This is a genomic window from Flavobacteriales bacterium (assembly GCA_020635855.1).
Classification (GTDB): domain Bacteria; phylum Bacteroidota; class Bacteroidia; order JACJYZ01; family JACJYZ01; genus JACJYZ01.
In genome coordinates, this window is record JACJYZ010000004.1 from 545975 (window position 1) to 568812 (window position 22838).

A 22838-nucleotide genomic window follows, 5' to 3' on the forward strand; every position below is an offset into this window, starting at 1 on the left:
TAAAAGGGAGGCGTCAGTCTCAGGTTCGAAAGTTAGCCTATCTTTGAGAGAAGTTCAAGTGATGCCCCGATTTTCCCAATTCATAGATCTGCTGTCTGAGAGCCTGTCGCAACCGCTTCCGGGTGAAGATGCGCAATATCATATGGCGCCGTTCGAACGGAAGTTGCGTGCATCGCAAATGATGGGGAACGTAGAACCCAGACCCAGTGCGGTTCTTATACTGATGTATCCCAAAAACGAACAGGTACACACGGTGCTCATCCTGCGCCCCGCTTACGAAGGCGTACATAGCGCCCAGGTAGGTTTCCCGGGAGGAAAGCAGGAAGACTCAGACCCCACCCTGCAGGATACGGCACTGAGAGAATCGGTGGAAGAGATCGGTATCATGGAAGATGACGTGGAGGTGCTCGGGCAACTGACGCCCTTGTTCATTGCACCAAGTGGCTTCATGGTGTATCCGTATGTGGGTGTTTGTAACCATCACCCCTCATTTATTCCGGACCCTGTGGAGGTTGCACGCATCCTGGAAGTTCCCCTGACCGACCTGGTCTCCGATCTCACGGTGAAAGAAAAACCGATTCTGCTGAAAAGCATCCAAAGGGAAATAATGGTTCCCTACTTCGACCTCTCAGGTGAAGTGGTGTGGGGTGCCACCGCCATGATGATCAGTGAGCTGAAGGTGATCCTGAAAGGGATGCCGGAAGATGCATGGCAACTATAAACCTTCGATGACCTGCTGCCGGAAATATGGATGTTTCTCATGCCTGAGCAACCATTCCTTTCTCCACACTCCTCCTGCATATCCTGTTAAAGAACCATCGCTGCCAATGACCCGGTGACAGGGAACAAGGATGGCCACAGGATTTTGCCCATTCGCAGCGGCAACAGCACGGATGGCCTTTTCGTCACCCAGTTTGCGTGCTTCTTCCAGGTATGACAGGGATTGTCCGAACGGAATTTCCAACAAACAATTCCATACCCTTAACTGGAATTCGGTACCCTGCATGTCAAGCGGTAAGTTGAAAGTTTGAGAACTTCCTGAGAAGTACGCTGCCAATTGTTTTGCACATGCTTCCAGAATTGGATGCGAAGACGAAATGTGCACAGGTTCATCTGTAAACAGAACCGAAACGACCCCCTTGTCTGAAGCAGTTACCGCCAAGGGGCCAATTGGTGAAGGAAAGATGGAGTGGGCATGTTCCATGGCATCAAAAAAAATCCCGCGCTGGGCGGGATTTTCTAGAGGTCGCGAGCGGATTCGAACCGCTGTACGAGGTTTTGCAGACCTCTGCCTAACCACTCGGCCACACGACCCTGGAATAAGATGCAAAGCTAATAAAAAGATATATGGCTAACAACGGCTTCTCAACTTAGGCCTGCAATACAACCGATACCCGTTCCAATTGTCCGTTCACAGGCGGGTGCATTTTGGTGAGGCTCAGTTCCCAGTTATGGGCTTGCGGGAACGTTGTTACCAGTGCGTCAAGCATGCGTTTCGCCAGGTGTTCCACCAGTTTTGATGGTTGTTGACTTTCTGCCTTGAGGATGTCATACACGACCTTATAGTCTACCGTGTCTGACAATTCATCGGTTTGCTCCGCCACGGACGTATCGGTATCAAAAGCCACGTCTACCAGCAGGTGGTTGCCCACCCGATGCTCTACTTCAAGGTGTCCGATTTTCGCAAAGAGCTTTACGTTCTGCAGGATGATTCGTGCCATCGTTTACTCCTTCCCTGCCATCTTGCCCCATGTATCCTTCAGGGTCACGGTGCGGTTGAACACGGGCCGACCGGGTTGACTGTGCTTTGTATCCACACAGAAATACCCCAGTCGTTCGAACTGGAAACGCGCTCCCGGTTGTGCATCCGCCAGGCTTCTCTCCAGCACAGCATCCTTCAATACCTGTACACTTTCCGGATTCAGGCATTGGATAAAGTCTTCCTGCACATTGGGATTTTCATCTTTGAACAGCCGATCATACAACCGCACTTCACACTTCGCATGATCCTTGGCGCTCACCCAGTGAATGGTGCCTTTTACCTTTCTTCCATCCGGTGAATTACCGCCCTTGCTCGCAGGGTCATACGTACAGCGCAGTTCGATGATCTCTCCCTTGTCATTCTTAATCGCTTCCTGGCAGGTAATGAAGTATGCATAACGCAACCGCACTTCTGTGCCGGGCGAGAGCCGGAAATATTTCTTGGGCGGATCTTCCATGAAGTCGTCCCGTTCGATGTACAACTCTTTTGTGAAAGGCAGCTTACGACTTCCCATGCCAGGATCTTCCGGGTTGTTCACCGCATCCACTTCCTCCACCTGGTCCTCCGGGTAATTGGTGATGACCACTTTCAGCGGGTTCAACACGGCCATTACACGCGGTGCAATTTTGTTGAGATGTTCCCGGATGCTGAATTCCAGTAACGCCACATCAATCACATGTTCTCGTCGGGCCACACCCACACGGTCGCAGAACTCACGGATGGATTCGGGTGTGTAACCGCGCCGGCGCAATCCGCGGATGGTGGGCATGCGCGGGTCATCCCATCCTTCCACATATTTTTCCTTCACCAGGCGCAGCAGCTTGCGTTTGCTCATCACCGTATAATTCAGGTTCAGCCTCGCGAATTCAATTTGTTTCGGGCGGGGGTTGAGTTCAAGGTGGGTCACGAACCAATCATACAGGGGACGATGCACTTCAAACTCGAGTGTACAGATGGAATGTGTGATTTGTTCGATGGCATCGGATTGCCCATGCGCCCAGTCGTACATCGGGTAGATGCACCACTTGTCGCCGGTGCGATGATGCGGTACTTTTCGAATGCGATACAGTGCCGGATCCCGCAGGTGCATGTTGGGTGAGGCCATATCAATGCGTGCGCGGAGCGTTTTGGCGCCATCGGGAAACTCCCCGTTTTTCATTCGCATGAACAGGTCGAGGTTCTCTTCTTTGGTGCGTTTCCTTCCAGGACTTTCCTGTCCGGGAACGGTGGGTGTTCCACGTGTGGCCCCTACCTCTTCCGCACTCATATCACACACGTATGCCAACCCTTTTTCAATCAGTATCACCGCCCAGTCGAACAACCGGTCAAAGTAGTCGGAGGTGAAATACTCGCGGTCTTCCCAATCGAAACCAAGCCATTTGATGTCGTCCTCGATGGACTGCACGTACTCTGTTTCTTCGGTGAGCGGATTGGTATCATCGAACCTCAGGTTGCATTTTCCGCCGTACTTTTTGGCAAGGCCGAAGTTCAGGCAGATGGACTTGGCATGCCCGATGTGGAGGTAGCCATTGGGTTCCGGTGGGAACCGGGTGTGAATATGTGTGTAGCCGTTTTTGGCGAGGTCTTCTTCAATGATCTGCTCCAGAAAATGGAGGGATCGTTTGGTTTCTGTTTCACTCATTGGTGCGATTGTAATTAGGACGATCCGGCAAAGGTAATGTTAGTGTTGCTTTAATAAATTCAGTACCCCTATTGATTCGTTCAACCACTTCTTCCCTTCCCAGTAAGGCCATTGTATGGAATAGCGACGGTCCTCCTCCCTTACCTGTGACAGTCAATCGCAAGCCAATCATACCTGTTCCAAAAGGATAGCCTCCTTCTTCCATAAATGCCTTGAAAGCTTCTTCAAGGGGTTGGGGAGAGAAGTCAGGCAGGTTTTGTAGTACTGACGCAAAACCTTTGAGGATCTGTTCCGTCTCTGGCTTCCATTTTTTTCGAACTGTTTCTTCATCGTACGCATCAGGTGCTAGGAGGAAGAACCGGCTTTCATTGATCAGTTGATCAACCGACGCCACCCGTTCCCGCATCAGTTCTATGACCGCATGCAGCTTGTCTTCGGAAATGGCAGCCCATTCCTCAGATGTTTGCCGAACTTCGGTTGCAAGGATTTGGATGGATTGTGAGCGGAAATGTTGTTCCTGGAACCACTTCACCTTATCCATATCAAAGCGGGCGCCCGACTTTCCGACACGGTCGAGCGAGAACGACTGGATGAGTTCCGGCAATTGGAAGATCTCCTGTTCGGTTCCGGGGTTCCATCCCAGCATGGCCAGCATGTTCACAAAGGCGGACGGCAGGTAACCCTGTTCCTTATATCCGGCAGAAAACTCGCCGGTTTGCGGATCTTTCCAACCCACAGCGAAGACCGGAACGCCGAGCTTGTCGCAATCGCGTTTGCTGAGTTTGCCTTTCCCATCGGGTTTCAGGATAAGGGGCAGGTGAGCGAATGCGGGACGTTTGTCTTCCCAGCCCAGATATTTATAGAGAAAATAATGCAAAGGTGCAGATGGCAGCCATTCTTCCCCGCGGATCACATGGGTGATGCCCATGAGGTAATCATCCACCACATTGGCCAGGTGGTAGGTGGGCATGCCATCCGATTTGAACAATACTTTATCATCCAGGGTGGCCACATCCACTTCCACATCACCGCGGATCAGGTCTTTCATATACAGGCGACCTTCCCCCGGCAATTGAATGCGGATCACATAAGGCGTACCCGCATTGATCAATGAATTAACTTCTGCATTGGGTAAAGTGAGGCTGTTGCGCATTTGCATGCGTGTATTTGCGTCGTACTGGCGGGATGAAGATTTCTCCTGTTCCAGTCGCTTTCGCATCGTTTCCAGTTCTTCCGGAGTATCGAATGCATAGTATGCGTTGCCTTCATTGATCAGCCGCATTGCATGTTCACGGTACTTTTCTTTCCGCTCGGATTGCCGATAGGGGGCGCATGTTCCTCCGTTTCTGGGGCCTTCATCCGGTATGATTCCACACCATTCAAGGGATGCATATATGTGTTCTTCCGCTCCTTCCACCCATCGCCCCTGGTCGGTATCCTCAATGCGAAGGATAAAATCCCCTCCGTTTTTCTTTGCAAGCAAATAGTTATAGAGCGCCGTTCGAACCCCACCCATGTGAAGGGGACCTGTCGGGCTGGGTGCAAACCTCAATCGCATTTTGTTCATGTTTGTAAAATCACGATAGAAAATGAAACCGTAAAGATAACAGATATTCCAGGGCAGGCTTCATGTTAGGAAATGATCCCAGAATCACGCGATTCATTTTTTATCGCCGGGATCCACACCGCATAAACCATAAAGAAAACCGTATTGGACTTGAAAAAATGCCCGTTCAAAATCAGGCAAAATGCTTGACAAAGCAAACAAAATGGGCTAGTTTGCGTTCAGATTTGTGGTGAATTCTGTGGTGTGCCCACCCGATTGGAATTACTCATAGTTTATATCAGTTCGAATTCTTCGGGCAGGTTCTCCGTGGTTCTGCATGTACTGCAATGGGAGCAAACGATTACGACATACTGTTAGGCAAACTGAATGCCTTTGTAAGAAAGTATTATAAAAACCAGGTCATCCGGGGAGGCCTTTATGCGGTCGCCGTTTCACTTGGGTTTTATATACTGTTTACGATATCCGAGTATTTCGGACACTTCAACACAGGCACGCGAACGGCCATTTTCTGGTTGTATGTAGGAGGTATCCTGTTCGTACTCTCCCGATTTATCTTTATTCCGCTTGCACGGATATATCGCATCGGCAAAGTGCTTTCACATGAACAGGCCGCATCGATCATCGGCCGTCATTTCCCTGATGTGAAGGACAAATTATTGAATGCCCTTCAACTTAAAAAAATGGCTTCGGAATCTGCCGGAAACATGGATCTGATCCATGCTTCCATCCTTCAAAAAACCGAAGAACTTCGTCCAATACCATTTGCTCACGCCGTCAATTTTGCCGAGAACAAAAAATACCTGAAATATGCCATTCCTCCGCTGGCTGTCCTGCTGGTCATGCTTTTTGCTGCACCTTCGGTCTTAAGGGATGGAACAAAACGTCTGCTGGAACATCGCACTTATTTTGAGCGACTGGCGCCTTTTCGTTTTCAACTTGAGAATGATAAAATGGAAGCTATTCAGCATGATGACTTTACCTTGAAAGTTGTGATGCAGGGGTCTGAACTGCCGGAACATGTATCCCTTGAAACGGATGGCAATGTTGTAATGCTATCGAAGGATCAGACCAATCGCTTTCACTATGTATTCCGCAACTTGCAGGATGATGTTCATTTCCGGCTATCCGGAAACGGATTCTCATCAGAGGAATATGTGCTGAAAGTCATCCCCAATCCAATCGTACTGAATTTTGAGGTATCTCTGGATTATCCGGCTTATACCGGACGCACCGACGAGACCCTGCGTAACATCGGCGATCTGGACATTCCGGCAGGCACCAATGTGAAATGGAAATTCACCACCCAGAACACCCGTGGCATTACAATGAGGTTTCATGAACAGGCTTTTGAAGGAGCACAGCAAGGTGAAAATATCTTTGCGATGAACCATCGTTTCCTGGAAAGCGATCAGTATACCTTACGCAGCTACAATGACCTGATCCAAAGCCAGGATTCAGTCACATATGCAGTTCAGGTAACACCCGATCAGTATCCGAGTATTGAAGTGGCCCAACGCATGGACTCAACCATGCTTCAAAAATGGTTTTTTGCAGGAATGATACGTGACGATTATGGGTTCAAAAACCTGTACTTCCACTACCAGTTTCTGCATTCAAAAGACCCTGAAAAATCTGGTTTGAAATCAGAAGCGTTGCATGTAGAACCGGGTAGCACCCAATCCAGGTTCTATTATGAGTGGGATGCAAGTCAACTGGACGTGCAACCGGGTGAAGAGATCAGTTACTACTTTGAGGTATGGGACAATGATGGTGTTCATGGCAGTAAATCTTCCCGAACCGAAAAGATGGTTTTCAAAGCCCCTTCCCTTACAGAATTGGAGAAGAAAAATGATGAAGCCAACAAACAGGTAAAAAATGACCTGGAATCTTCCATTAAGGCCGCACGGCAATTGCAACGGGACATGAACAACCTGAACAGGCAAATCCTTGAGAAGAAAGAGTTGGGGTGGGAAGAAACCAAAAAGATGAAAGATCTCATCGAGCAACAAAAGGAGTTGGAAAAGAAAGTAAATGACATCCGTGACCAGAACCTGAAGAACCGTAACGAACAAGAAAAATACAAAAGTCTGGATCCCGAACTTCTTGACAAACAGCGGCAACTGAACGAGCTATTCGACAAGTTGATGACCGACGAAATGAAAGACCTGTTTAAGGAAATGGAAAAGCTCCTGAATGATATGAACAGGGAACAAATGCAGGAAATGCTGGAAAAGATGAAAGTGGGTGAAAAAGACCTGGAGAAGGAATTGGATCGGAGCCTGGAAATCTTCAAACAACTGGAATTTGAGCAAAAACTCAATGAAGTGAAAGAGAATATGGAGAAGCTTGCTGAACAGCAAGACAAACTTGCAGACCAAACCGAAGAAAAAGCAGCCCCGAAGGAAGAACTTTTAAAGAAGCAGGAGGATATAAAGAAGGATTTTGAGGAGGCGGAAAAGAAATTGGATCAATTGGACAAGTTGAACCAGGAATTGGAAAAACCCCATTCCATGGAAAACATGGATGAGGAAAAACAGAATGCAACTGATCAGATGCAGCAGGGTTCGGAACAGCTGGAACAAAGCAAACAGCAGAAAGCAAGTAAAAGCCAGAAGAACGCCAGCCAAAGCATGAAACAAATAGCCAGCAAACTAGGAGACATGCAGGCACAAATGGGTGGGGAGGCCATGACGGAAGACCTTCAGGCTTTGCGTGCACTGCTCGAGAACCTGGTACAGCTTTCTTTTGACCAGGAAAACCTGATGGACCGGCTCGTGAAAGTGGATCGCAACAGTCCTAGTTATGTAGCCATTAACCAAGAACAAAAAAAGCTGAAGGATGATGCAAAAATGATTGAGGATTCACTGTTCGCGCTTAGTAAACGGGTTATGCAAATCGAGCCAATTGTTAACCGGGAAATAAGCGCGGTTAATATGAATATGGAAAAAGCCATGGAATACCTTTCCGAAGCCCACATGGGTAGAAACTACGAAAGCATGGCTGCTGAACGTCAGCAATATGTAATGACTTCCGTGAACAACCTGGCCCTGCTTTTGGATGAGATTGCCCAGCAAATGCAAAGCCAAATGCAGAATCAAAAAGGCACCCCGGGTACAGGCAGTTGCAACAAACCGGGGGGCATGGGACAAAAACCCGGAATGGCCAATATGAAGCAATTGCAGGAGCAACTGAACAAACAAATAGAGCAGTTGAAAAAAGAAGGTCAAAAACCTGGAGGCATGGGAGGAAAAGGGTCGATGAGTGAGCAACTGGCCAAACTAGCCGCACAGCAAGAAGCGATTAGAAACGAACTACAGAAACTCAATCAGGAATTAAATAAGGATGGTAAAAAGTCGTTGGGCGACATGGAAGGCCTGATGAAGCAGATGGAGGAAACAGAAAAAGATCTGGTCAACAAACGCCTGACCCAGGAAATGTTCAATCGCCAACAACAGATCATGACGCGTTTGCTGGAATCTGAGAAAGCCGAAAGGGAACGGGAGTTGGACGAAAAAAGAGAGTCAAAGGAGGGAAAAAATAAGGAAAACAGTAACCCTGAAGATTATTTAAAGTATAAGACCATGAAATTGCGGGATGTGGAGTTGCTTAAGACGGTCCCACCTACGCTGAGCCCCTATTACAAAAGGAAAATTAACGATTACTTTAACCAGTACAATAAAGGGTAATAATGATTTTAGAACAGGAGCACAAAGTGAACAGGAAGATTAATTTTGAATCAAAACCAGAAAACCTGACGCTGGTAGAAAACCTGATTGACGAGATTTGCAAGACGCAGGACGTTACTGAAGACAATTACGGTAACATCCTGATCGCACTTACAGAAGCTGTCAACAACGCCATCCTCCACGGGAACAAATGCAATCCAACCAAACTGGTTAACGTCAATATAGAAACCAGCCAGGGAGCCATGTCCGTTACAGTGGAAGATGAGGGTGAAGGTTTTGACTTCAATAGTGTACCTGATCCAACTGCACCGGAGAATTTGGAGAAACCCACCGGCCGTGGCATATTTCTTATGCGCAATTTGGCTGATGAGGTTGAGTTTTCTGCAGATGGACGTAGGGTGGAACTTACCTTCCGCCTTGCAGGCAACTAATGATCTACCTGTTGATTTGAAGGGGAAGGCATATGGCAGATCCCATTCAATTCTTTTCCGAGATTGATTTCAAGCCAAATCAGATAGCCAGGCGACGTGCATGGTTGCATGGCGTAATAGAGGGTTTCCAGCGACGTGCTGGAAATCTTTGTTTTATATTCCTGGATGATGCAAGCCTGCTGTCCATGAACCAATCCTATCTTCACCACAATACCTATACGGATATCATCACTTTTGATCTTTCCGTAGAACCTCCGGACCTCAGTGGTGATATTTACATAAGCATTGAGCGTGTGAAAGAAAATGCCATTCAATGGAACCAATCCTTTAATGATGAACTAGATCGGGTGCTTGTCCATGGCGTACTCCATCTCGTTGGTTTACAAGATAAGTCGACAGCACAAAAGAAACGGATGAGAGAGCAAGAGGATTATTGGCTAAATTTGCGCTCGCATTGAACCGGAAACCGCGTCCGGTTGTTTTCTCGAACTAAAAGCAGTTAAATGTTTCACGTGGAACTTTCCTGATCATGATAGGTGACTACGATGTGATTGTAGTGGGTGCCGGACATGCTGGTTGTGAAGCTGCCTATGCAGCGGCCAACCTCGGTTCTCGTGTGCTTTTGGTAACCATGAATATGGGTACCATCGCACAGATGTCCTGCAATCCTGCAATGGGTGGCATTGCCAAAGGGCAAATTGTGCGTGAGATTGATGCCATGGGCGGTGGATCCGGCATTGTAACAGATCGCACCATGATCCAGTTTCGAATGCTGAACCGCTCAAAAGGTCCAGCCATGTGGAGTCCACGTGCGCAAAGTGACAGATTGTTATTTGCCCAGGAATGGCGGTGGCTGCTGGAAGCCAACCCCCTTGTTGATTTCTGGCAGGACATGGTCAACGGACTCATTGTTGAAAAGAATCAAGTGATGGGTGTTGAAACCAGCATGGGGCAAAAATTTCGGGCAAAAGCGGTTGTACTGACCAATGGAACCTTCCTGAATGGTCTCATTCATTTGGGCGAAAAACAATACGGAGGCGGCCGAGCCGGAGAAAAAGCAGCAACAGGCATCACGGAGCAATTGGTGAGGATGGGATTTACGCATGGAAGAATGAAAACCGGCACACCACCTCGGGTAGATGGTAGAAGTCTGAATTACGATAAGATGGCCGAGCAACCGGGAGATGAGGAAATAACAGGATTTTCATTCACCCACATTCCCAAACCTGCTTCCCAACGTAGCTGCTACATTACCTATACCAACACAGAAGTTCACGATATCCTAAGAACTGGGTTTGATCAATCTCCCATGTTCTCTGGCAGAATACAAGGATTGGGGCCCAGATACTGTCCTTCTATCGAAGATAAAATTGAGCGATTTTCCGGCAAAGATCAACATCAGATCTTCGTAGAACCCGAAGGTTGGAATACAGTTGAGATTTACGTGAACGGATTCTCAACATCTCTACCAGAGGATGTTCAATACAAGGCACTAAAAAAGATTCCAGGCTTTGAACAGGTGAAAATGTTCAGACCCGGTTATGCCATCGAATACGACTTCTTTCCACCCACCCAACTACACCATACCTTGGAAACCAAACTTATTTCCGGGCTATATTTTGCCGGGCAAATCAATGGAACCACAGGGTACGAAGAAGCGGGGTGTCAAGGACTCATGGCTGGGATAAATGCCCATCAAAAAGTCCGTGGTTTGGATCCGGTGGTATTAAACCGCGATGAAGCATATATTGGTGTTTTAATCGACGACCTCGTAACCAAAGGGACCAATGAACCCTACCGCATGTTTACCTCCAGGGCAGAATATCGACTTATGCTTAGACAAGACAACGCTGATCAGCGGTTAACCCCCTTGGCCCATCGCATTGGTCTTGCCTCTGACGCGCGCATGCAGCATACTCAGAATAAAATCAAAGCAAAACACGAATTGTTGGAGTTTTTAAAAAAGGAGAACATAGAGCCTGCAGATATAAATCCAATCCTCAATGAAATTGACAGTGCCCCAATCAAACAAAAACTTAAACTAATTCAATTGCTGGCTCGACCCAATGTTACCTGCGCAGCATTGGCAAAATGTTCTCCATCCCTAACCAACTTCCTGGGAACCTTGAAAAATTTGAAAGAAGACACCATGCTTCAGTGCGAAATACAGATCAAATACGAGGGATATATGGAAAGGGAAAGGGAACTTGCAGATAAGGTAAACAGACTGGAGGGCATTCACCTTCACGATGAACTGGACTATCACAGATTAACTTCCTTATCCTCGGAAGCCAGAGAAAAATTAACCCAGATTCGACCTAAAACCGTCGGACAAGCAGCACGCATCAGTGGTGTGAGTCCCTCTGATATTTCGGTTCTAATGATCTATTTAGGAAGATGAAGTTCCACGTGGAACATAATGAACAAGTTTTGAGTTGTCCTATTTGCGGTTCATCTCAATTCACAGTTCTAGTCAAGTGTGAAGACCACACCGTGAGTCACATCGACTTTCTTATCCAGCTTTGCAACAATTGTGATCTGGGTATAACAAGCCCAAGACCCCCTATTGCCGATCTTGGAAAATTTTACGAAAGCGAAGCATACATATCTCATTCCAATACGAACAAAGGAATTATTTCGAAACTGTACCACCTGGTTCGCGAGGTGGCCGTTAAACAAAAATGCCGTCTGGTCGAAAAATACAGTCCACACGGTAAACTTTTGGATATAGGCTGTGGAACCGGGCAATTTCTTTCTGCATGTAAAGACCGTGGGTGGCAGGTCATGGGGCTTGAACCTAATGAAAAGGCACGAGCATATGCGAAAGAGGTGCTACGAGTTCCCGTGGAAGATATCTCTGAACTCCCTAAGCTACCTATCGGAGATTTTCAGGCCATTACCATGTGGCACGTATTGGAACACATTCCGGATTTAAACCATCACCTGGATACCATTCATACCCTTCTTGCCGATGATGGAACATTGTTCATTGCCGTACCAAACAAAAATGCAGCCGACGCAAAGTATTATGGCTCTCATTGGGCTGCATATGATGTACCCAGACATCTTTGGCACTTTTCTCCCCATGCCATGAATTTGCTACTTAATAAACATGGCTTTGCCCTCAGTCATATTCTTCCCATGTTGTTTGATTCATATTATGTAAGCCTGTTGAGTGAGAAATACAAGGGCAGTTCTCAGCTCACCCAATTGATCACCGGTTTTTTGAACGGCTGGCGCTCAAACCGACATGGAAAAAAGGATGGGAACTATTCCAGTCTCATTTACATCGCCAAAAAATTAAAACAATAGGCTGCAAACCCTTTACTGGCAAACCTCTCCAGCCATACCTCCGTATATTTAATTTCCGGCACTTTCATTCCCTCGCCTAACATCGGGTACCAAAAACGCATTCCATCGCTTAAATCGCACGCTTACAAGCCACTTCTAGTAAGCTGCCACGACCCCATTTCTGTTAATATGCTATATATCAACAATTTATGTGATTTTCCGCCGAATTTGTATCTTTTTGTTGGTCCTCAGTTATGATCATAAAGCTTGTCCATGAAACACATCATTCTTTTTTTCGCTCTCATGTTATCGGTGATCTCATCCCAGGCACAACCTTTTGCTCATCTTGTCAACGGTAGTTTTAATGATAATGAAATCATGACCTATACACCCAAGAATGCAAAATGGTATCGCGAAAAAAAGATCAAAGGGGTCAATGAGTTTCGCATACGAGCCACCAATGGTCGGATCATTAACAAACGACTTGCCCTCACCCAGATATTTGATTCACGTGGATTAAATACCGGCATTGATATATATTCCGACAAAGGCATTCTTATCAATCATTACGATTATGCTTACAACGATAGCCTACGCCTGACTCTTTCATCCCTTCACAAGAAAGGTTCTCCAAAATGGCGAAGAGAATATGATTACGAGAATCAAACCCGGCTAACCTCCAGCCACAGTCTTGCTGGAAAGAAGAACAAGCTGCAAAATACATGGCAGTACACCTACCTTCCTGATGGTGAAAAAGCGGAGGCAAGCCTATATAATCGTCATGGGAAACTAGTAACTGCCTACTCATTTCTATGCGATACCAAAGGAAAAAAAGAAGATTTAAAAGACACCGTTCAGCTTTGCCGGGAGGAATCCTATACGCCTGATGGCCTGAGGTTGGTGGTGCATATGCAAACCTTCAGTAAAAATAAAAGCATTCGCCAATTGTACTATTACCGCCCTGACCAAGTGCTTGTGAAATATGAATCCTATGGAAATGAAGGCGAACTCATAGCCAGGGCTGACTATACCTATGCCGATGATGACCAACTCATCAAGATTCTTCGTTACACTGCTCGCCACAAAATAACCACTACAACCCTTATTACCACAGCAAGTACAGCAGATGGGAAAGTAACACAACAAGACATTTCAAACGACAGAAATAACAAAACACAGACCTATATCAGCCGGTACAATGCCCAGGGATTGATAGTTGAATCACAGTATCTCGCCAACGGAAAATCACGTAGGCACCGACAATTGGAATATACCTTTTATGAATAGCAAGGCGGTTATCTTAGCGTCGAATTCCGATCGAATGTCCACCACATCCAGATACCATGTCAGCGATGTACGTATCTCCGAGGAGCTTGCGTGGATTGAAGCTGCAAAGAAGGATCCGGCCGCATTCGAACCGCTGTATAACAGGTATCATGAACCTATATTCAGATACATCCTGCAGCGGGTTACGGATAAGGATGCCGCATTCGATGCCACTGCCGATGTATTCCTAAAAGCACTCCTCAATCTTTATCGTTTTGAGTTTCGCGGGGTGCCTTTTTCTTCCTGGCTTTACCGCATAGCTGCAAACGTATTGAACGATCTTTTCAAGTCCCGAAAAGTTAGGCGAGCCATTCACATTGATACCGCAGGTCTTCAACTCATGGCAGAAGAAGCCCGCTGGGAAGACATCGAACACATGGAATTCACCTTGAAAATGTTGGGGGTGGCGCTATCGGAACTTAAGGATGAAGAAGTTCAATTGATTGAAATGAGATTTTTTGAAAAACGCCCCTTCAAGGAAATTGCCGAAATCATGGGCCTTACAGAAAACAACACCAAAGTCAAACTCTACAGGTTGCTGGACAAGATCAAGCAACGTCTTCAGCATAAGCATCCGTAACCATGAAACCAAAAATTATACATGAACAGCCATCCGCAGGAGCTGATGAAATACAGGCCCGGCGCGATTTTCAGTCTGTTCTTAAACGCTATCACGTGCACGCACCCACAGCGAGCCACAAATCCTGGTTAAAGTGGGGAGCAGGATTTGTTGCAACGGCCGGGCTTATAGCCATGTACGCTGTTCTTGGTAATAAGCAACCGGAAACCACAACCACCTTGCCACCTCAAGTGCAGATTGAAAAGGTTGACCAGGAACTTCATCCTATGCTTCAGCCCAGGTTACCGGAGCACTGCCTCCCCTTTGCTACCTATCGCATCAATGCAGCCCGGGGTGGCAAGTTCACCCATAGTACCGGAACACATGTGGAAGTACCTGCCATGTCCCTGGTTGATTCCACCGGAAAATCAGTCACCGGAGATGTGGAGATACGCTACCGGGAGTTTCACAACCCAGCCGAGTTCTTTGCATCCGGTATTCCCATGACATATGATACACTGGGAGAGATCCATCACTTCGAATCTGCAGGCATGGTTGAAATTCGTGCTTTTCAGAATGGACAACAAGTATATCTGGCACCTGATAAGGGCATTCATGTAGAACTAACCAGTGAATATGATGGTACCCAATACAATCTGTATACTTTGAATGAACCGGATAACACCTGGAAGCCCATCGGAAAAGATAAGGTGATTCATGTGGATAATTCCAATACCCCCGGAGCATCAGGTTCATCCGGTGGGGAAGTCTATGCGTCAGTCAGCCTGGTACAGGAAGAAATCCGGCAGACCGAACAATCCCTACAAAGCTGTCAAGCCCGTCTTGCCGATTTGAAAAAAACCAATCCGGTTCAACCCAAAAAGGTAACGCCAGGTGCATTTAAGTTCAACATCGATGTGAACCTATCGTCCTTCCCGGAGATGGAAGCTTTCTCCACTACCGTTTTCCAGGTTTCCCAGGAGAATATACATTTCAACCCGGAAGAAGCCCAGCTGGTATGGCAGTCCGTAGAACTCAAGCCCACCTCCAAGAGCGGATTATACAAAGTGGTCTTTCAACGCCCGGATAAACGCATGGAAGTTTTGGCTGAACCCGTGGTTTCAGAAAAAGATTATCCTTTCGCCATCAAACGCTACGACGAAGCCGTCCGGGTATTTTCAGACAAGCTGGAAGCCAGGTTAAAGGAAGAAGAAGCGTTGAAAAAACAATTGGTTGCCAAATCGGAAGCATTGGCAAAAGCCTTTGAAGCAGAAAGAAAAAAGCGTGAAGAAACCCTCCAACAGGGGATAGCGCTTGGTGGTGAGGTCAAACGGATTTTCACCGTTAATGACTTCGGAATTTACAATTGCGACAACCCCACACATTTACCCAAAGGCAATACCCTGCAAGCTTCCTTTGTGGATGAGAATGGAAATAAAATGCTCCTGGCTGAGGTCTGCCTTGTGGATAAGAAAAGAAACGCCATCTTTCCCTTTTCCGGCAGCCAACAAAATGAATTGTCCTACAATCCATCCTCTAAAAACCTCCTGTGGGCCGTCACCCGCGATGGGAAAATCGCCTATTTTGACTCGGAAGATTTCACCAAGGTCCCGAACAAGAAACAAGCCTACACGTTTAAAATGAAGATCATGGAGGGCTCGGAGATGCATTCCTTGTTGGCCATGCTGGAAGATTGATTACATGCTGAAATACACCCGGCTTACCCTGCTTTCTTTTATGCTTTTAGGCTTGCAGACCTCTGTGGCCCAAGACAACCATACCCTAACGTTTACAGTGCGGGAACCTACGGTTTTGACAGGCTTGTTCCGGGCTACGGACCTATCTGAGGATGGAGGATCTCAAAGGTATCTTCGATTATTTGAGAACGCGGATGTAATCTATTTCACTTCTTTCGAAAACCCCATTGTTCTGGAAGCCGCCATCATCAAAGACTACAAAAGTGCCAACGTTTACAGGGGCATGTATGTGATCGAAGGCGACTCAATGCATTGTACATTGGAAAAATCGCAGTTCGATCTTCCCATCTCATTTCACGGCAAAATAGACGGCGATACCCTTAACATGAGGGAGGTGTATATCAAAGAAGGCAGCCATGTTTACGACCGTTCATATTTTGATATTGTTCAGGATGGGATAAGGGTGAAAAAATCCGTCTTTATCAGGGTATACATGGATGCTGAACTGGATGAAACTGACTCGCGTAAGTGACACCCTTTTCCCTTCTAATCCTCGTAATTTGCAGGTTTATCTTTTCGCTCCACCTGTCGCTGACGAGGCACGGGCTCTGCCGCATATTTGTCCACAATGGGACCGAAGAAAACGGCATTCACAAATAATTTCTGTGTACCGTACCAGAAGCCTCGAAAGTTCGGATCGTCTGCCATACAAATGATTCGCCCTTTTCCAGACACGTGCACGCTGACCGCAGCCGAGCCCTTCACGAGGTCACGCATCTGTTGGGACGCATATCCACTCAATAGAGGTTGTTCGGAATAAATTACCGGTGTGGCATACCTGTTACGAGGAGGCAGATAAAACACGGTATCCCTTCTAAAAACAGGCAGAATCTCTCCCGAAATACCATAACACAGGGGGTGGGTTAGATCTACCTTGGTTTCGAAAATGGCACCTCCGATCGCCTGTGAACCACGATCTCTATCCAGATAAGCATAGTCACGGTTCGGTCCCAATAAGCTGTCACGTTTCAGTTTGTGTTCCTTGACGACCAGGTTGATCAGTTGCCTTTCCCTGCACCACTGAATCGCGCTTCTTGTTGCTATCAAGGTGCCACCGTCTTCTACCCATTCCTGCAGTTTATCAGAGGTTTTCACGGTCAATTCGCTATATATCCCATCCACCATTACCACGGTGTTAAACGACTCCAGTTCCATGGTATTGAACAAACTTTTTTCCACCATCACCACATCCATTCCCACCTGCTTATCCAACAACTGCCATACCTCTCCGGCATCGTACGGATTCACACCATCCCCCACAACCAGCAAGACCTTCGGTCGACGGATGGTAACGAAACCCGGGCTGCCAATATCGATACCTTTGAGGGTTAGGCTTGTGGTGAGACTGAATATATCGATGCCTTCTTTTGCAGCGAGTTCTTTCAACAAGCTGTAAATCTCCTTTTCCCCTAAAGCACCCTGCCGCTGGGCTGGCACCAAAACAGTTCCGTAACCGAAATCCCGGCTACCTGCAGCGGTGAACGATGTGAAAGGTTTGGTTGCTGTTTTAACCACCAGATTTCTTCTCAACAACGCACTTACCAAACGGGGGGCCTGACATGCATCCCACTGAAACACATAACCATAGTCACTCTTCTCTCCGTATACCTTACCTACAGGATGTGATAGAGGTCCTACTTCTGCACCCACCATATCATTTCGGAAGTGCTTTCGATCCAGGGCTACATACCTCACGTTAAATGCCAACGGGAGGGTCCAGCTGGATACATCATAAAAGAGACTGTCCTGAAAAGAACGAGGCGATTCAAACAAAGCCTTAATCAGGCGGTATTGGGGCTGTTGTAAAGGTATTATCAGCGACTTTCCCGCATCAAAAGACTGATCGGTCTCTGCCACGGATTTGTTGAGACTGTACATGCGAATCCGATGATGTTCCAATATTTCCTGCATGTAAAAAAATCGGACAGGGTCTTCCGGGCAGCTTACCACATAAGCCCGAATCGGGTCTTTCTTTGCATCCATCAATGCAGACTGATAAAAGTCTCTCTGGAAGTTCAACAAGGGAAGTCTCAGATCCAATGCGGCATCCATGGTTGAGAGTGAAGTTGTGAACTGGTTGCGGATGGTGAATGCGAAGGTTAGTTCTCCATGAATACTTTGTTGCTTGTGCCCCCGGGAACTTGCCTGTTCAAACAAGATACCCACCCCCCCGTTGATATCAGGATAAGTGGAACCTTTGCCATAATAGTAATCGTCGAACGATTCCTTGGTATAATACAAGGATCCGATTTTATCCAGGGCACGCGCGTGATAATGCCCGATTCTTTCGGTCAGATTAAAGTTTTCCTCTGGTGTCAGGGGGTTGGTACGGGATGGGACACCTGGTTGAAAGAAGAAGGTCGAATTGGTACCCATCTCGTGATGATCAGTCAATACGTTGGGCTTCCACCTATGGTACACCTCAATGCGGTCTTTACTTTCTATTTGCTGCAAGGGGAGCCAATCCCGATTCAGATCAAACCAGTAGTGATTGGTTCTTCCCTTTGGCCATGCTTCATTGAATTCCCTGCTGTTGGGGTTGGTGGCAAGCGTTTGACTCTTGTGTGCATTGACCCATGACGCGAACCGTTGGCTTCCATCGGGATTCATACAGGGGTCGATCAGAATCACTTCATTTTGTAGCACCGAATCTACATGTGCATCCTGTACTGCAGCCAGGTAGTACGCTACCAGCATGGAAGCATTCATGCCGCTGGCTTCATTTCCATGGATACTGTAACCCATGTACACCACCACCGGCATGTGATCTATGTTGCTTTCCTTACTGACCGATGGATCTGCCAACTCAAGGTGATGCTTCCGGATTTCCTCTAAATGTTGAAGATTGGAAGGTGAAGAGATGGTTGCAATCAACAGGGGCCGGTCCTCTTCAGACTTTCCATATGTTTCCAGGTTCATCCTATCGGACATTCCGGAGAGCATTTGCATATATCCCACCAGTTGATCATGGCTCACGTGCCATTTACCTAGGGGCCATCCGAGGTACTGCTCAGGTGAAGGTATGTTCGGGTTAAGATGAACCCCATCAGGCAAGTAATACGAGGTAGGTTCCTGCGCCCTGGCAAACAGGAAAAAGAAGAAGAGTAACGCGAAAGTATTGCGCTTGAGATGCATTGGCCTGATAAATACCCCCTATGAAGATACAAAAAAGACCGATAGGTCACACATCATCTAATAGGTTTGACCCGGATTGATCACCTTTTTCTTGCGCAATTTGCCACTCTCATAATATTCGAGCGTGTAGGGTGTAAGCAGCCATGGGCCATCTTTTTTCCCATTTTTATACAAGCCACTCATCTTGAGACTTCCGTCTGAACGATAGTACCACCATTTCCCAATTTTGTCGCCTTCATCATCGTAATTTCCGATGGCGCTAACAGTGCCGTTATCAAAGCGATCGATGATTTTATAGGATATGCTGTCGATCAGTGTATCCTGCAACGTTTCCGGTCTCCAACCATCATCGCACATTCCTTTACTTGAAACACCAAGCAAAAGGAAAAACATGAATGCATATTTTGCCATAAGCTATGATTTTTCTATTCACCTCTTTTCTTTCAACGGGCAGAACGAAAAAAGGTTAATCTTAAATCATTTCTTACGTAATTCCATGTATGTGGTCAGTCCAGATTGAATCTGATGCCCTGCGCCAAAGGAAGCTCCGTGCTGCAATTGATGGTATTGGTTTGACGGCGCATATATACCTTCCAGGCATCCGATCCCGATTCACGACCACCACCTGTTTCTTTCTCTCCACCAAATGCACCGCCTATTTCCGCACCGGAAGTACCAATATTGACATTGGCAATTCCACAGTCGGATCCTTCGGCAGACAGGAAACGCTCCATCTCCCGCATATTAGTGGTCATTATGGCGGATGATAGACCTTGCGGAACTCCATTCTGTAAAGCGATTGCTTCATTCAGATCGCGATAGGATATCAGATAGAGCAAGGGTGCAAATGTTTCGTGCTGGACAATTTCCATTTCGTTTCTTACCACCGCGATGGAGGGTGAAACGTAGCATCCGGAATGCATCCCATCTCCCTCCAGACGGTTTCCTTTCACGACAAACGACCCACCCTGGCTTTCTACTGATTCGAGTGCAGACAGATAATGCTTCACGGCATCCGCATCTATCAGCGGTCCCACGTGATTTTTTTCATCCAGAGGATTTCCAATACGCAACTGACCATAGGCCCTTCGTAGTTTTTCCTTCACATCATCAAAAATACTTTCATGTATGATCAATCGCCGGGTACTTGTACATCTCTGTCCACAAGTGCCTACAGCGCCAAATACGATGGCAGGCAGGCATGATTTGAGATCTGCCTCAGGTGTTATGATAATGGCATTGTTACCGCCCAATTCCAGCAAAGAACGACCCAGTCTCGCACCTACCGCTTCGCCCACCTTCTTGCCCATTCGGATGGATCCTGTTGCTGATATCAGTGGTATACGGGTATCATGTGACAACCATTCACCTACAGCTGCGCCACCATTCACCATGCACGAGATCCCTTCCGGAACCTTATTCCTTTTCAATACATCTACAATGATATGCTGACAGGCAACTGCACACAATGGTGTTTTTTCAGATGGCTTCCAGATCACTGCATCACCGCAAATGAATGCAAGCATGGCATTCCATGCCCACACCGCCACAGGAAAATTAAACGCAGTAATCACTCCCACAACTCCCAGGGGATGGTACTGTTCATACATTCGATGCTGCGGGCGTTCTGAATGCATGGTTAGGCCATATAATTGTCTTGATAAGCCGACTGCAAAATCACAGATATCAATCATCTCTTGCACTTCTCCCAAGCCCTCCTGATAACTTTTACCCATTTCATAAGATACCAGTTTGCCCAGTTCCGCCTTGTTTACACGCAGTGCTTCACCCATCTGACGAACCACCTCTCCACGAACAGGTGCGGGTACAGTTCGCCATTTCCTGAATGCCGTTTCCGCCAATTCCACCACCTGCTCATACTGCTCCCTTGAAGCGGCATTTACCTGACCTATTTCGCTGCCGTCAACGGGCGAAATGGAAACAATGGGATCACCTTTGCCGTTCTCGTGGTTCACTCCGGTTGAAATACCTGGATTAACTTGTTGCAGGCCGAGAGCGCTCAATGTCGCTGCGATGCCTGAATGATCATGTGTTGCCACATTTGTCATGACCGGTCAAATTTTAATGATACGTAATGGGATATCTACCTTGTAAAGGTAGCAAGATTCGCTAAAGAAAGGTGCTGTACCCGTATTCCTGATCAATCCTGATCTTCCTCATCATCGTGCGGAATACCATTGTCTAGTCCGCCGGTTCGGAGAAAGAAATCCGTCAATGCCTTTCGTTGCTCCGTATTCAAAGCAGCTTCGGCATGCACCCAAACATAGGATGAAAGGGGCATTTCTCCTTCAGACACCAACTCATAACACTCTTCCATTTTGTGGCTGGCCTTTTTGGCATTGTAGTCGCCCCATAGAGAAAAATTCAGGTGTTTCCGGCCTTCATTGATGTGCCTTTTAATCCACCAGGAAACCGGCGCTATGTTCGTATACCAAGGATATGTGGTCAGATCAGAATGACAATCATAGCAGGCAGTTTTCAGGAGAGATGCCACACCCGGAGGAGGGTTGGTCATGGCTATGAAGTCTTTCTCGGGGGCCGCATTGGGATTGGATTTATCTATCCGAAACACCTGGATCAACAACAACAATGCGATCACAACTCCGAACACACGCTTTTTTTTCATGCTTTAATATAGCCTGGATTGTTGTCGTTCCTGTTTCTTCTGAAATTTCATGATCATTTTATTGTGGGCTTCCTTTTTTTCCTCCACTGTCTCATGGGGTTGAGGAATGGTCTTGGCAATGTAATCCGTGATCAACGGGTAGTTGTTTGACGTGATCTCACCCACGTCGTTGGAGTTGGATGGAAACACTGTTACCGCAACATCTCCACGAACAGGTTTGCCTTCCTTGTCAAAAATGGTGAAATGCACCCTTATCTCCCGTTCATATTGTTTCCTCGCAAGATCCAGGCAACTGACATAGTTGGTTTTGATTTCGATTTCGTTGATCACGACAAAGAGATCGGTTTGGTACTTCTGTGCCAGATAAGGCAGGATCTCATCGTTGTTGAAATGCGAAGCCAGGTATTCCTGATCCTTTTCCGGGTACTTGGCGTATGCATCGGAAGCAATCCCATCGGTATTCACTACATCCGGCTGCGTTTCCTCTTTTTTTGTAATCGAAGTGAGTTTGGCCAGCAACGGATGCTGATGTGCTTCCCGGGCCTCCTCATTCAAATAGGAGGGATTGGTCTTTTCCATCTTATAGTCCAGAGAGGCGTAAATCTTTTGTAGATCTTCTTCCTCATCCTCAAAATCCTCGAACATCAGATCTTTCAGCGGGTAGATCTTTTTCAATCCCTGATTCAGGGAAGCATTCAATTCCGTCCGGAAAATGGCATGTACTTTTTTCAGCGGTAATCCCGAGTATTCAACGATATCCACATCGGCATCAGAAAGGTGCATGATGGGGTTGTAAGGTATCAGTAACACCTTATGAAATCGTTGACCGTCATTGGGTGGAATGTACCCTTTGACTTCGTCTTTTGGTGGAGCTTGGGTGGGTTCCAGTACACTTTCGTCCTGTGCCAATACAGGAACCGTGAACAACAAGAACAAACCCATGTTTAGGATGCGTTGCATGGATGAAAAGCGGTTGTTGCGGTTAGGAGGCTTCTCAAAAATACTGCATCCTTAAATCCTCCCGGGCGAGGAAAT

Annotated in this window: 19 protein-coding genes and 1 tRNA gene; 10 read left to right on the plus strand and 10 right to left on the minus strand. The window is 46.9% G+C overall.

Annotation, left to right across the window (positions count from 1 at the left end; translation table 11 throughout):
• Positions 1-61 precede the first annotated feature (61 nt).
• Positions 62-721 carry a CoA pyrophosphatase gene (locus tag H6585_14370; protein MCB9449515.1) on the plus strand — a complete coding sequence of 220 codons (660 nt, stop codon included), beginning with the start codon at positions 62-64 and terminating at the stop codon, positions 719-721.
• On the opposite strand, the gene H6585_14375 is transcribed toward H6585_14370, so the two are convergent.
• From H6585_14375 to H6585_14395, 5 genes are all read right to left on the minus strand, one after another.
• Entirely contained in the window at positions 716-1204 is a 489-nt protein-coding gene (locus H6585_14375; GenBank protein ID MCB9449516.1) for a methylated-DNA--[protein]-cysteine S-methyltransferase, read from the minus strand. The genes H6585_14370 and H6585_14375 overlap by 6 nt on opposite strands.
• 39 nt (positions 1205-1243) lie before the next feature.
• A tRNA-Cys gene (locus H6585_14380) sits at positions 1244-1314 on the minus strand.
• A 56-nt stretch (positions 1315-1370) separates the two neighbouring features.
• Complete coding sequence (folB, locus tag H6585_14385; protein ID MCB9449517.1) at positions 1371-1721, minus strand: dihydroneopterin aldolase; 351 nt, start codon at positions 1719-1721, stop codon at positions 1371-1373.
• 3 nt (positions 1722-1724) lie between these two features.
• Entirely contained in the window at positions 1725-3404 is a 1680-nt protein-coding gene (locus H6585_14390) for a glutamine--tRNA ligase/YqeY domain fusion protein (protein ID MCB9449518.1), read from the minus strand.
• Positions 3397-4971, minus strand: coding sequence for a glutamate--tRNA ligase (locus H6585_14395; GenBank protein MCB9449519.1), 1575 nt, complete (start codon positions 4969-4971; stop codon positions 3397-3399). Before H6585_14395 ends, H6585_14390 begins: the two co-directional genes overlap by 8 nt.
• 326 nt (positions 4972-5297) lie before the next feature.
• On the opposite strand from H6585_14395, the gene H6585_14400 reads away from it, so the two are divergent.
• From H6585_14400 to H6585_14440, 9 genes are all read left to right on the plus strand, one after another.
• Complete coding sequence (locus tag H6585_14400; protein ID MCB9449520.1) at positions 5298-8657, plus strand: DUF4175 domain-containing protein; 3360 nt, start codon at positions 5298-5300, stop codon at positions 8655-8657.
• Positions 8658-8659: 2 nt separating this feature from the next.
• A complete protein-coding gene (locus tag H6585_14405; GenBank protein ID MCB9449521.1) occupies positions 8660-9088 on the plus strand; it encodes an ATP-binding protein in 429 nt (142 codons plus the stop codon).
• A gap of 32 nt (positions 9089-9120) precedes the next feature.
• Positions 9121-9546 carry an rRNA maturation RNase YbeY gene (ybeY, locus tag H6585_14410; protein MCB9449522.1) on the plus strand — a complete coding sequence of 142 codons (426 nt, stop codon included), beginning with the start codon at positions 9121-9123 and terminating at the stop codon, positions 9544-9546.
• A 71-nt stretch (positions 9547-9617) separates the two neighbouring features.
• The gene (mnmG, locus tag H6585_14415) at positions 9618-11489 is read left to right on the plus strand and encodes a tRNA uridine-5-carboxymethylaminomethyl(34) synthesis enzyme MnmG (GenBank protein ID MCB9449523.1); all 1872 of its coding nucleotides are present in this window, start codon (positions 9618-9620) and stop codon (positions 11487-11489) included.
• A 92-nt stretch (positions 11490-11581) separates the two neighbouring features.
• Positions 11582-12400, plus strand: coding sequence for a class I SAM-dependent methyltransferase (locus H6585_14420; GenBank protein MCB9449524.1), 819 nt, complete (start codon positions 11582-11584; stop codon positions 12398-12400).
• 252 nt (positions 12401-12652) lie between these two features.
• Complete coding sequence (locus H6585_14425) at positions 12653-13666, plus strand: hypothetical protein (protein ID MCB9449525.1); 1014 nt, start codon at positions 12653-12655, stop codon at positions 13664-13666.
• Between the two features lie 34 nt (positions 13667-13700).
• Entirely contained in the window at positions 13701-14285 is a 585-nt protein-coding gene (locus tag H6585_14430) for a sigma-70 family RNA polymerase sigma factor (protein MCB9449526.1), read from the plus strand.
• Positions 14286-14287: 2 nt separating this feature from the next.
• Complete coding sequence (locus H6585_14435) at positions 14288-15961, plus strand: hypothetical protein (protein MCB9449527.1); 1674 nt, start codon at positions 14288-14290, stop codon at positions 15959-15961.
• 4 nt (positions 15962-15965) lie between these two features.
• On the plus strand, positions 15966-16493 hold the full coding sequence (locus tag H6585_14440) for a hypothetical protein (GenBank protein ID MCB9449528.1): 528 nt from the start codon (positions 15966-15968) through the stop codon (positions 16491-16493).
• A gap of 14 nt (positions 16494-16507) precedes the next feature.
• On the opposite strand, the gene H6585_14445 is transcribed toward H6585_14440, so the two are convergent.
• The 5 genes from H6585_14445 to H6585_14465 all read right to left on the minus strand — a co-directional run bounded on the left by H6585_14445 (position 16508) and on the right by H6585_14465 (position 22763).
• Positions 16508-19156 carry a zinc carboxypeptidase gene (locus tag H6585_14445; GenBank protein ID MCB9449529.1) on the minus strand — a complete coding sequence of 883 codons (2649 nt, stop codon included), beginning with the start codon at positions 19154-19156 and terminating at the stop codon, positions 16508-16510.
• Between the two features lie 57 nt (positions 19157-19213).
• On the minus strand, positions 19214-19567 hold the full coding sequence (locus tag H6585_14450) for a hypothetical protein (protein ID MCB9449530.1): 354 nt from the start codon (positions 19565-19567) through the stop codon (positions 19214-19216).
• Between the two features lie 95 nt (positions 19568-19662).
• On the minus strand, positions 19663-21225 hold the full coding sequence (locus H6585_14455) for an aldehyde dehydrogenase family protein (protein MCB9449531.1): 1563 nt from the start codon (positions 21223-21225) through the stop codon (positions 19663-19665).
• Positions 21226-21317: 92 nt separating this feature from the next.
• Positions 21318-21803 (minus strand): heme-binding domain-containing protein, encoded by a 486-nt coding sequence (locus H6585_14460; protein ID MCB9449532.1) that lies wholly within the window; start codon positions 21801-21803, stop codon positions 21318-21320.
• Between the two features lie 3 nt (positions 21804-21806).
• Entirely contained in the window at positions 21807-22763 is a 957-nt protein-coding gene (locus H6585_14465) for a hypothetical protein (protein ID MCB9449533.1), read from the minus strand.
• Between the last annotated feature and the right edge of the window lie 75 nt (positions 22764-22838).